The following is an 11557-nucleotide window of genomic DNA, read 5'->3' as shown; positions in this document are numbered from 1 at the left end:
ACCTTTTATAGTATATGTATCGAAGTTGTTCCTCCCTAATTTTTAAGACATTCCCCAGTGTCTTAAAGCAGCTTCCATCCCTAATTAAATTGACATAAATTGTCCCCTTCCCTAGACCATCCTATGTGATGGTCTATTTTATTTTCCAAACACAAAATCAGTCTATCTACACTTAAATAAAAACAAAAAATTCAGAAAATATTGTTAAATTAGGTATTTTTTCGGTATAATTACTTTAGAAAGAACTTTCGCAAAAACAAAAGGGGGGATTTTATTGAAACAAACAAAAGCAATCTTAATCGCATTATTTCTAGGTCTAGTTGTTGGACTCACTCTAAATTTAGCCGCTCCATCTATCTTTGAGCCACTAAATCAATATGTGTTCAACCCAATTGGTCAATTGTTTATTCACCTTATTAAAATGCTAGTTGTTCCTGTTGTATTCATTTCTATCGTACTTGGTGCTGCCGGCCTTGGAGATCCGAAACAACTTGGAAGAATCGGTTTAAAATCAATTTCATTCTTTCTCGTAACAACTGCGGTTGCCATCTCTATAGCGGTTACATTTGCACTTATTATAAAACCAGGAGCTGGCGGTAATTTTAAAACAGAAGGTCTTAAGTATGAAGGTGCAAAAACTGAAACATCTTTCGTCGAAACATTGCTAAATATCGTACCAGATAACCCAGCAAAAGCAATGGCTGACGGAAACATGTTACAAATCATTGCCTTTGCCGTATTGATTGGACTCGGTATAGCTATTTTAGGAAAACGAGTTCAAGGTATCCATTCATTACTTGAACAGGGCAACGAATTAATGATGTATCTTGTTAATCTCGTTATGAAATTAGCCCCAATTGGAACATTCGGTTTGCTCGCTTCATCCGTTGGTAAAATGGGTCTTGCAGGCGTCGCTGCGATGTTCAAGTATATGATTGTCGTTATGTTAGTACTCATTATTCACGGGGTCTTTGTATATGGCGGCCTATTAAAGGTATTAGCAAAAGAAAGTATCGTCCGGTTCTTTAAGCATTTCGGACCGGTAATGGCAATTGGCTTTAGCACATCTAGCTCTAATGCATCTCTTCCATTTGCAATGAAAACCGCACAAGAGAAGCTTGGAGTTCCAAAAGCAATCAGCTCATTTGTACAACCACTCGGTGCAACGATTAATATGGATGGTACCGCTATTATGCAAGGGGTAGCAACTGTATTTATCGCTCAAGTATACGGAGTTGAACTTACATTACCGCAATTAGCTATGGTCGTATTAACTGCTGTACTAGCTAGTATTGGTACTGCTGGTGTACCAGGTGTTGGACTTGTAATGCTTACAATGGTTTTAAATCAAGTAAATCTACCAGTAGAAGGTATCGCTTTAATTATTGGTATTGACCGTATTCTAGATATGTCAAGAACAGCTGTAAACATTTCTGGTGATGCAATTTGTGCAATGATTGTCGCAAAATCAGAAGAAAAATATAATACTGATCAATCGGCAGCATCTTAAATCAAAAAAGGAGTGAATATATTCACTCCTTTTTTGATTTACTTCCTTTTTTCGAACGATATTCTTTCCCTTTATTATCATTACCAGTTTCAAATTCAGTGCTAAATTCCTGATTAAACTGGCCGGACTTTGGTGATCCTTGATTACCGCTCCCTTTACTACCGTTACGATTCGTCATATTTCTCCCTCCCTTCCTTGTATTAGTAGTATGGCGCTCTATCTTTTTTCATACACATTTTATTTTTTAACATCTACTACACACGAAAGAAGACCTTCCATATATAAGGAAGATCTTCTTTTTCATCACGTAAGCGTTTTCTTGTTTATAATCACTTAAATAAGTTTTTTGGAAATCGAAATCATTACATTCATTTCATCTTCTGAAAGTGCAGAGAATCTTTCTTGTAAATATTGTTTTTTCGCATCTTCCATTTTCGCAACTAAATCTTTCCCTTGTTCTGTAATCTCTAAATACACAACTCGGCGATCCGATGTAGAACGTGAACGAGTTACAAAACCTTTATTAATTAATTTTTCTGTAACAGCTGTAATATGACTATTCGACACATTTAATTCATTTGCTACACGCGATACCATTTCTTTATTCGTACGATTTAATATTCTCAGGACGATGAATTCATTCCACGGTATGTAACCACCGAATATTTTTCCGATATCATTACGCAATGTGCGAAACATAGCAAACACATTTGTCGATAGTTCTTCCATTAATTGCTCTCGATTTTGAGACAACTTTGACAGCTCCTTTTATTTCATTTAGTTAAATAAAAACCTTATTAATAATTTTACATGAAATCTTACTTTTTGTCACCTTATTTTCCCATAATTCGTAGTTTTTTAATAGGTATTTCATGATAAAATGAAGTTAACTTCCAGAAAAAGGGGGTATTTTAATGCATGAGGAGGAGAAATTCTCAAATCTCAGCCTAAAAGATAAAACGATTATCACTAGTATTATTGCTCTTTTTCTCATTATCGTTTTTGCATTTATATTTTTTGTATATGTAGGAATCTTTCAAATTACAGGTATAGAGTATAGTTCACGTACTGCGTTACTTCTCTTTTTTTATTAATCACTTTCTTAGACAGTATTACATTTTTCATCTTCAGTTTCTTCAAAGCGCTGCTATATCCACTGACACAAAACATGCCAAATTGGATTTCTATTACTCTTTTCTCGTTCATTGAAATTACACTAGATTGGTTCGTCATTCATACTGCTGATAATTGGATAGAAAGCGTACAAATGTCCAACACAGCTGAATTATGTGTCGTACTATTCTTTTTCCTCTTAAATAAATTATTAAGTGACGAGAAAGAGTAAGAATACAAGCTTTTCTATATAAAAATTGGTACAATGAAAGCAAATCTTACTAAAGAGGTGTTAATTATGAACTTACAACAATGGGCTGATAAAGGTATGTCCTTTGATACATATGTGAATGAAATGCAAGTAAACCAATACGAGCTACTACACATTTACAATAACTTTTTAATTCCAAATGAATTACTTCCTGTATTAGAAGAACGTCAAAATGACGGCTGGCGTGTTATCGTATTAACTGCTGATTGGTGTGGCGATGCTCTTTTATGCGTACCTGTTATGAAACGAATTTCTGAAGTTGCAAATATTGATATGAGTTTATTAATTCGCGATGAAAACTTAGAATTAATGGATCAATATTTAACAAATGGAACAGCACGTGCGATTCCAATCTTTATTTTCATTGATAAAGATGGAAATGAACAAGCCGTCTTTGGACCACGCGCTCCAAAAGTACAAGAATTAGTAACTTCAATGCGCGCTACATTACCTGAAAAAGAAGATCCAACATTCGAAGAAAAACAAAAAGAAATGTATGCTAATTTCCGTGCTACATTAGCTGATGATACTTCTCTTTGGGAGCATGTAATGGAAAATATGGTGGAAAAAATAGTAAAATAAAAAAACCTGCCGAGCNNGCTCGGCAGGTTTTTTTATTACATAATGAAGAAATAGAATACCGCAGCTAAAATGAAACGATAGTAAGCGAACGGTGTTAGTTTTACACGAGATAATAATTTCAAGAATGAAACAATTGCAAGCATCGCAACAACGAATGCAGTTACAAATCCTGTTACAAATAGCGTTATATCTGCTGAGCTTAATACATCCCAGCTTTTAATTAAATCTAACCCACTTGCAGCTACCATCATCGGTACCGCTAAAATGAACGTATATTCAGCTGCCGCTGTATGCGACACGCGAGCTAATAAACCACCACTGATTGTAGAACCAGAACGAGAAAACCCTGGCCAAAGAGCTAAACATTGGAACATTCCAATTGTAAATGCCTGTTTATATGTGATTTCATCTAACGTTCTTGCTGTACTTGGTTTTGAAAACTTCTCAGCAACAATCATTAAAATACCACCGGCTACTAAGCTAATAACAACTGGTCCTGGACCAAATAAAACCTCTTTAATAGTGCTATGGAATAATACGCCAAGTACCCCGGCAGGAATCATCCCGATAATAATATGTAATAAATTTAACGATGGTCCGTCTGTTACTTTTCCTATTCCAACTAACGACCATAGACGCTTCCAGAATATAACAACAACTGCTAAAATCGATCCCAATTGGATAACAACTTCGAAAACTTTCGCTCTCTCATCTTCAAATCCAATTAAATGTCCTGTTAAAATCATATGTCCTGTTGATGATACTGGTAGAAACTCTGTTAACCCTTCAACAGCACCCATGATTAAACCAATTAACCAATCAGCCACAAGTAGTGCCTCCTTAATAACAAATAATATGTAATTTTTTCACACCTTATCATAATACCTTATCCCTTTTCAAAGTGCATCCTTTTTTTATTGGTTTCATATGTTGTAGGCGCGTATTTCTTTTCTAATCTTTGATTAAATTGTATGATAGTAAGAGTTTGTTTTTTTATACGGAAAGGGGATTTTATGAAAGAAACTACTTCATTCTCACAAAAGTTAAAGCAATTTGTATTACTATTTTTTCCGATTTTCGTAACGCAAATGTCATTATTTGCGATGAGTTTTTTTGATACAACAATGTCAGGACATGCAAGTCCAACTGATTTAGCAGGTGTTGCAATTGGAACAAGTATATGGCTTCCAGTTAGTACGGGATTAACAGGAATTTTAATGGCTACTACTCCCATTGTTGCACAGCTCGTTGGATCCAAGAAAAAAGAGGACGTTCCCCACGTTGTCATACAAGCAGTTTATTTAGCAATTTGTGCTAGCTTCGTTGTTATCCTCATCGGTTTCTTCGTCGTTTCACCTATTTTAAACGGCATGCGCTTAGAAGAACCTGTGGAACGAATTGCAGCTCAATTTTTAAGTATTATCGCAATAGGAATTATACCTTTATTCACGTACACTGTTTTACGTGGATTTATTGATGCATTAGGAAAAACTCGAACAACGATGATTATTACATTACTATCATTACCAATTAACGTAATATTAAATTACCTATTAATTTTTGGTAACTTCGGTTTCCCAAAGCTTGGTGGTGTCGGAGCAGCAATTGCTTCCACTGCAACATATTGGTGCATTTTAATTATTACAGTCATTATTATTCAGACGAAAGAGCCTTTTGCCTCTTTTAACATTTTCAAACAATTATATCGTCCTTCTCTTTCGAGTTGGACAGCATTCTTAAAGCTTGGCGTCCCTATCGGATTTGCTATCTTTTTTGAAACAAGTATTTTCGCTGCGGTAACGCTTATGATGAGTAATTTTAGTACGACAACTATTGCAGCTCACCAAGCAGCTATGAACTTTGCTTCCTTGTTATATATGACTCCGCTAAGTTTAGCAATGGCAATGACTATTGCAGTCGGATTCGAAGTCGGAGCAAAACGTTACGATAATGCAAAACAATACGGACTGATTGGAATTGGATTAGCCCTTGCCTTTGCTTTATTATATTCGATTCTTCTCTACTTCTTTGATAATCAAATTGCTTCTATTTATACGACAGATGCAAAAGTTCATCATTTAGCAAAAGAATTTCTTATCTTTGCGATTTTATTTCAAATTTCAGATGCAATTGCAACCCCTGTACAAGGAGCTCTGCGTGGTTATAAAGATGTAAATGTTGCTCTAATTATGACTTTAATTGCTTATTGGATAATAGGTCTACCACTAGGTTACATACTAGCAACGTATACAGAATGGGCCGCAAAAGGCTATTGGATCGGTCTTATTATCGGTCTAGCATTTGGCGCTGCCTTCCTACTTATCCGTCTCTTTCAAGTACAACGAAAATATGCAACACAAAACAGCCGCTAATAATAAAGCGGCTGTTTTCTTTATGCATATTTTTTCTTGTAACGTGTAATATAATGAAAAAGAAAGGTGGGTACATATGGACGACAAAGAAAAAAAGCAATCATTCGATGAAGAATTTGCCCCTGAAATTTCACCTGGATATCGGCAAGATGTACATAAGCCACCTAAATATAAAAACACTTCGTTTTTAATGGGCATTACCATTTTCGCTGCTGTATTACTCATACTTATCATTTTCGTTTATTTTTGATGAAAGGTGCCTATTATATGAAGAAACAAAATTCCAATCGTTCAAAAAGAACTGTTAAAACACAAAAAGGATATGCAGGAGATTCTGTTCATACACTTAAACAAGTCGAGCAAGGAAATTTATATATTGCTCAAAAAGAACTTGGTCAACAAAATGAAAATCTTTAAAGGCCCTTGATTCCTTGAGGGCCTTTTTATTCCGCATTAAGTAGTACACCCCCAAATGTTCTATTGAGCAATGAATTTCCTTTATTGTACGCGCTGCTTTTGTTCTAGCACCATAAATATATTATTAACCTTTACAATTTTCACTTCATAATTCAATTTCATTTTGCTTCTCTTACCATTTTCAGTACCCGCAACGTACGCTACAGCTTGATAAAGAAAACTCTCATCGGTCTCTTCACGTATCTCCTCGTTTGTAAATTTATACTCTAAATCTTGAAAACGATTTGGATAATAATTTCCCATTAATTGTTCATACCCTCTATTTAAAAATAGTTCTTCACCTTTTCGTTTCACATCTTCTTTATTAGTAAACTCAAACACTGATAGTTGCTCGGTCACAAAATGCTCTCCTACCTTTTTCATTTCATTATGAGTTAAATTTTCTATACTTTTGTTCTTTAATTCCTTATTTAACTCGTACTGATCAATCGGTTTAAAGGTAGCAAAAACCTTCTCTTTATATGACCAAAACAATACAAAAGCGATACATAGAGAAATGATTAACAATCTTTTTTTCGTAATACTCCCGCCCTTCTTCATAATGATAGCTATATTTTAACATATAGAAAGAAAATTCTGATATCATAAAGTAGAATAACTTAACTCAGAAACGAGGAACAATTATGGACTCTTACAAACATTATATAAAAGAAGCTTTGCCTAATCTTTCTATACGTTCATATAAACAAAATAAAGGAGGATGGGATAATGTAGCAGTTATAGTAAATGATGAGCTACTGTTTCGTTTCCCGCGAAAACAGGAATATGCAATGCGAATTCCGTTAGAAAAAGAACTATGCACAATTCTCACTCAATCACTACAAGAAATCAAAGTTCCACAATATCACCTAATTTATAAAAATGAATCTGATGAGGTTCCTCTTTGTAGTTACTATACTCTCATTCATGGTGAACCATTAAAAACAGAAACAATTGCCACGCTGGAGGATACAGAGCTGAAAGCAATTATTACAAAATTAGCTACTTTCCTTGCGGTACTACATAGTATTCCTTTAAACCAAGTTACAACGCTATGTTTCCCTATTAGAAAAACATGTACCTACTGGAAAGAGCTACAAACAAAATTAAACCAATATCTCACTACTAACCTTACTTCATTACAGAAACTAGCCTTAAATCGCTTATTTGAAAATTTCTTTGCATGTTTAGCTACATCCACTTTTCAAAACACAATCATTCACGCTGATTTTACACATCATCACATTTTATTTAACAAGCAGAACAAAAGCATTTCAGGTGTTATCGATTTTGGTGATGCGCAAATTGGCGATCCTGCTTTTGATTTTGCAGGACTATATTATGATTTCGGACATGAGTTTACTACATCTGTATATGAACAGTACAGTACACTTATTTCTCATCATGATCCATTACTCATTCACCGCATTACTACCTTTTATCAATACAGTCCTTTACTACATAATATTATTTATAACTTTGAGTCAGAGAATGAACTCGAATTCATTACAAGTACAGAACAGCTAAAAACGATATTACAGGGATGAGATTACATTCTCTCCCTGTATACTCTTTCCTCATACATCATTAACTTTTTATCCATTTCAACAATAACTTTATACAATTGAAATGCCTGTAAGATTTGCAGTTGAATTTCAAAAGGAGCATTTTGTTCTTTTAACCATTGAAATACTTTCGTTTCATCTTTCATTGATTATTCCTCCCTTTATCCCGCTATTTGCGGGCAGTAAGACCCCCACCTCAAAATTCAGCGGAAGCAAAGAAGTTAGGTGGGGGTCGGGCTGCCCGTTAAAGCCCGATTGGTTAAGGCTAATAATCAGTGGGTGATGAACAAAACCCCACTAATTAAAATTTCACTTTATTAAAATCTGCTACAAATATACCGTAAATGATGAAAAGCTTTTCATGTCAATAACAAAAAAGGATGCAAAGTTGCATCCTTTAATGAACTATATTTTTCTTCTGTTTCGCTTCTTTCTTTACTTCTTCCCTTTGGCATTCACTACGAAACGCACAACTTATACACTCAGAACGAAAATGACGCTCAGTATAATGCTCAGGTTGCTGTAACATTTCTTTCATTCTAGATAAATCAGCCATTCCAGTTATAATATCTTCTTGTTTCGGAATGTACTCATACTTAGTTCCTTCTATTAAATTAATAACTTCAATTTTTCCTGGAAGAACGCCGAAAGCTTTATAACTGAATACTGTCATTAGCTTCTGACAAAGAGCAAGCATTTCCTCATCCGCATCGACAACATACTTTTTAATTACAAACGACTCAGCATTCCACTCACCAACTTCAAATGTCAATGACATGTGGACACCTAACTCTTCCATATATGTTTGAAACTTCTCGTATAAAAACAATGGTGGTGTCTGACTATCATCCCTTTCAACAAACTGTAATAAGTGATCCGTTAGCTTCGCTAATACAATATAGTACTCCGTCTTCGAAGCAAACATATTAATCCTTACTTTTTTCCAATACTTTTCTATTAATATTAAAAGTACAATTTTCGTTTGTTGACCCGCAGGTAGCGTGTAATACTCGTTAATAATTTGATTCACAATCATTTGCGCTATTTGTTGCCATTCAAATGAAGAAGGTTCTCTTCTTTTTATATGACGAAAATAAAATTTATGCGGACACCGCATAAAATCATACAAATGATAATCTGTCATCGTTTTGATTGAGATTTTCTCATGCACTTGCTCTTCAGCTCCCTTCTGCCATTAAGAAAGGTGTTTTACAAATTTAGCTCCAAACTGTAAACATTTTTCTACATCTTCATCTTCTGGCGTTAATTCTACTTTTAGTCCTTCTAACACAACTGCTGCTCCGCGCTCTTGTAGCTTTTCTATTAAAATGTCAACCGCCACTCCGTATTTCGGATAAGCCGAATCACATGATCCGAATACGGCCGCTTTTTTCCCAGTTAAATCAATAGAATCCATTGCATCATAAAAATCTAAGAAATCATCAGGAAGATCACCATCTCCCCATGTGTATGCACCTAAAATAATTCCATCATACTGTTCCAATATAGAAGCTTCTGGTGAATCCATAATATCAATAACTTCAATTTCATTTTCTGTTTCACGAATTACGCCGGCAATATGGTCAGCCATTTCCTCTGTATTTCCACTCATACTTGCAAAAATCATTACTAACTTACTCAACTGAACCTCTCCCTTTACTTTGTATCTCTTTTTCTGTTTGAATGCTCTTCTTCTCATCTACATATTCAGACCGAATTACATTTCGTTGCCATTCCATATGCTGATCAACATCTTTATTTTTATCTTTTAATCCCCTCCGTAGAAGGTGAAATTTTTTTCTCATTAACATGTCGCATCCATCCTATTGATAATAATTATCAATTTCAACTATATTTAGATTAATTGACATTGATTATCAATGTCAACAACTATTTTTAAAAAAATGATTAAAATGTACAAGCTTGTCCGTTAGCTATTCATATACTATAAATGAGCATAGTTCTTTCTCAGCCCTCTCTGACGGAAAGAAATAAAAGCAACTGCGATAGAGCGCAGTTGCCTTTTTTTGTTTTTCTATGATTTTAGTAATCTTATAGTAGTCTCTAAGAATAGCTCCACTCCACAAATTAATGCTGATTCATCCACGTCAAATTTCGGATGATGATGTGGATAACAAGTATATATATTTTCATTACCTGTTCCTAATTTAATGAAACAACCGGGTGCTTTTCTTAAATATGCTGAAAAATCTTCCCCACCCATAGAAGGTTCAAGCTTAACAACACGCTCATTCCCAAACAAATGTAGTGCACTTTCTTCTACTATTTTCGTAATATATTCATCATTAATAACCGGATCATATCCATATCGATACGTATATGTATACGATCCTCCATGTGCTTCTGTAATTCCTTTCACAATTTTTTCGATTTTCCCTTCTGCTTCTATTCTTAATGTTTGATTAAAAGAACGTACAGTTCCCATTAAAGTTGCTGTACTTGGAATAATATTATCAGCCATTCCCCCATGGAACTGCGTAACTGAAACGACTCTTTGCATGAAAGCACTTGTATTTCTTGATACGATATGTTGTAAATTTGTAATAATCTGTGCTCCGATAGCAATAGGGTCAATCGTTTCTTCTGGACGTGCTGCATGTCCTCCTTTGCCTTGAATCTCAACTGTAAATACGTCTGGAGCTGCCATCATTGGCCCATACGCAATACCTATCTTTCCGCTCTCCAATCCAGACATAACATGTAAACCTATTACATAATCAACACCGTCCATAACGCCCGCCTCGACCATTTCTTGTCCACCACCAGGGTATGCTTCTTCTGCATGCTGAAAGAATAGACGAACTTCCCCTACAAACTCTTCCTTCATATTTGATAACATCTCTGCTGTACTTAATAAAATAGCTGCATGAGCATCGTGCCCACATGCATGCATCACTCCTTTATTTACAGACGTATAAGATTTCCTTGTCTCCTCTTGGATTGGTAAAGCATCTATATCAGCTCGAATCGCAATCACTTTCCCTTGCTTCACGCCTCTTTTAATTGCTAGTACACTATACTTCGTCGGTCTCGTTACTTCAAAAGAAGAAAACGAGCATAATGTATCATATATAAATTGCGAAGTTTCTTTTTCATGAAATGATAATTCCGGATACTTATGAAAATGCCTTCTCCATTTCACGATATTTTCTTCCGAAATTAGACTCTTCCACACTCTATTCATGATAATTTCCTCCTTTTCAAAAGAACTAGAAATTTTAAATTTTACTCCGTCTTAAATGATTAATAAAAGCAAATACTGCATTTTTACGTATTCTTATAGTCCACTTTTATGTATTCACACAATCCACTTTCTATTTACATATCAAACCCATTACAAATTCATGCTGAATGTAATATAATTGCTAAGTTAGGGATTTTCTTTTTTAGTATTTAGTGCTAATATCAGAAAAGAGCCTTTTGACTTATTTTTACCTAAAATGTGGGATTTTGTTTTTTTCACAATAATGTAGGACATGATACCTACAAAGAGCTATTATTTCATTAAGAGAGGGAAAGACATGGAAAGATTAAAAGAGATATGGTCTCGACCACTCACACAATGGGTTGCAAAGACGGTTTATTATCTTGCAATTTTATTTGCATTACTTTGGTTGTATGGATTCCATGATACAAACACAAGTACATTTATTTACAATGAATTCTA

General features: G+C 34.7%; 16 protein-coding genes and 1 pseudogene. 8 read left to right on the top strand and 9 right to left on the bottom strand.

What is annotated here, in order from left to right:
* Positions 1-274 precede the first annotated feature (274 nt).
* Positions 275-1510, top strand: coding sequence for a dicarboxylate/amino acid:cation symporter (locus CN409_RS25815; RefSeq protein WP_097982217.1), 1236 nt, complete (start codon positions 275-277; stop codon positions 1508-1510).
* A gap of 22 nt (positions 1511-1532) precedes the next feature.
* Here CN409_RS25815 and CN409_RS25810 read toward each other — a convergent pair whose 3' ends face one another.
* Both CN409_RS25810 and CN409_RS25805 read right to left on the bottom strand, forming a co-directional pair.
* Complete coding sequence (locus CN409_RS25810) at positions 1533-1688, bottom strand: hypothetical protein (RefSeq protein ID WP_000184928.1); 156 nt, start codon at positions 1686-1688, stop codon at positions 1533-1535.
* Positions 1689-1843: 155 nt separating this feature from the next.
* Positions 1844-2263 carry a MarR family winged helix-turn-helix transcriptional regulator gene (locus CN409_RS25805; protein WP_000081432.1) on the bottom strand — a complete coding sequence of 140 codons (420 nt, stop codon included), beginning with the start codon at positions 2261-2263 and terminating at the stop codon, positions 1844-1846.
* 161 nt (positions 2264-2424) lie between these two features.
* Here CN409_RS25805 and CN409_RS25800 point away from each other — a divergent pair.
* Both CN409_RS25800 and CN409_RS25795 read left to right on the top strand, forming a co-directional pair.
* A pseudogene (locus CN409_RS25800) lies at positions 2425-2855 on the top strand (regulatory YrvL family protein).
* A 33-nt stretch (positions 2856-2888) separates the two neighbouring features.
* On the top strand, positions 2889-3476 hold the full coding sequence (locus tag CN409_RS25795) for a thioredoxin family protein (protein ID WP_003260458.1): 588 nt from the start codon (positions 2889-2891) through the stop codon (positions 3474-3476).
* Positions 3477-3511: 35 nt separating this feature from the next.
* Here CN409_RS25795 and uppP read toward each other — a convergent pair whose 3' ends face one another.
* Positions 3512-4303, bottom strand: coding sequence for a bacitracin resistance undecaprenyl-diphosphatase (gene uppP / locus CN409_RS25790; RefSeq protein ID WP_000796263.1), 792 nt, complete (start codon positions 4301-4303; stop codon positions 3512-3514).
* A gap of 186 nt (positions 4304-4489) precedes the next feature.
* Here uppP and CN409_RS25785 point away from each other — a divergent pair, with 186 nt between their 5' ends.
* The 3 genes from CN409_RS25785 to CN409_RS32025 all read left to right on the top strand — a co-directional run bounded on the left by CN409_RS25785 (position 4490) and on the right by CN409_RS32025 (position 6265).
* On the top strand, positions 4490-5848 hold the full coding sequence (locus tag CN409_RS25785) for an MATE family efflux transporter (protein WP_000665558.1): 1359 nt from the start codon (positions 4490-4492) through the stop codon (positions 5846-5848).
* 76 nt (positions 5849-5924) lie between these two features.
* Entirely contained in the window at positions 5925-6098 is a 174-nt protein-coding gene (locus tag CN409_RS25775) for a hypothetical protein (protein ID WP_000341062.1), read from the top strand.
* Positions 6099-6115: 17 nt separating this feature from the next.
* Positions 6116-6265, top strand: coding sequence for a hypothetical protein (locus CN409_RS32025; protein WP_000744623.1), 150 nt, complete (start codon positions 6116-6118; stop codon positions 6263-6265).
* Positions 6266-6346: 81 nt separating this feature from the next.
* Here the strand turns inward: CN409_RS32025 and CN409_RS25765 are convergent, their stop codons facing one another.
* Positions 6347-6865 carry a hypothetical protein gene (locus CN409_RS25765; protein WP_002083113.1) on the bottom strand — a complete coding sequence of 173 codons (519 nt, stop codon included), beginning with the start codon at positions 6863-6865 and terminating at the stop codon, positions 6347-6349.
* A gap of 83 nt (positions 6866-6948) precedes the next feature.
* Between CN409_RS25765 and CN409_RS25760 the strand changes: the two genes are divergently transcribed.
* Positions 6949-7851 (top strand): aminoglycoside phosphotransferase family protein, encoded by a 903-nt coding sequence (locus CN409_RS25760; protein ID WP_000378990.1) that lies wholly within the window; start codon positions 6949-6951, stop codon positions 7849-7851.
* Positions 7852-7853: 2 nt separating this feature from the next.
* On the opposite strand, the gene CN409_RS32020 is transcribed toward CN409_RS25760, so the two are convergent.
* From CN409_RS32020 to CN409_RS25735, 5 genes are all read right to left on the bottom strand, one after another.
* Positions 7854-8015 carry a hypothetical protein gene (locus tag CN409_RS32020; protein WP_000651086.1) on the bottom strand — a complete coding sequence of 54 codons (162 nt, stop codon included), beginning with the start codon at positions 8013-8015 and terminating at the stop codon, positions 7854-7856.
* A 251-nt stretch (positions 8016-8266) separates the two neighbouring features.
* On the bottom strand, positions 8267-9040 hold the full coding sequence (locus tag CN409_RS25750) for a hypothetical protein (RefSeq protein WP_000544580.1): 774 nt from the start codon (positions 9038-9040) through the stop codon (positions 8267-8269).
* Positions 9041-9064: 24 nt separating this feature from the next.
* Positions 9065-9511: a flavodoxin gene (locus CN409_RS25745; RefSeq protein WP_000041154.1), complete on the bottom strand. Its 447-nt coding sequence runs from the start codon at positions 9509-9511 to the stop codon at positions 9065-9067.
* Positions 9504-9680 (bottom strand): hypothetical protein, encoded by a 177-nt coding sequence (locus tag CN409_RS32015; RefSeq protein WP_000929009.1) that lies wholly within the window; start codon positions 9678-9680, stop codon positions 9504-9506. Before CN409_RS32015 ends, CN409_RS25745 begins: the two co-directional genes overlap by 8 nt.
* 224 nt (positions 9681-9904) lie before the next feature.
* On the bottom strand, positions 9905-11074 hold the full coding sequence (locus CN409_RS25735) for an amidohydrolase (protein WP_001082809.1): 1170 nt from the start codon (positions 11072-11074) through the stop codon (positions 9905-9907).
* Between the two features lie 337 nt (positions 11075-11411).
* Between CN409_RS25735 and CN409_RS25730 the strand changes: the two genes are divergently transcribed.
* The coding region (locus tag CN409_RS25730; RefSeq protein WP_000440293.1) for a teichoic acid D-Ala incorporation-associated protein DltX at positions 11412-11557 on the top strand (146 nt) is incomplete at its 3' end.

Source organism: Bacillus sp. AFS012607, assembly GCF_002558005.1.
Taxonomy (GTDB): Bacteria; Bacillota; Bacilli; order Bacillales; family Bacillaceae_G; genus Bacillus_A; species Bacillus_A thuringiensis_S.
This window is presented reverse-complemented; position numbering and strand designations above follow the sequence as displayed.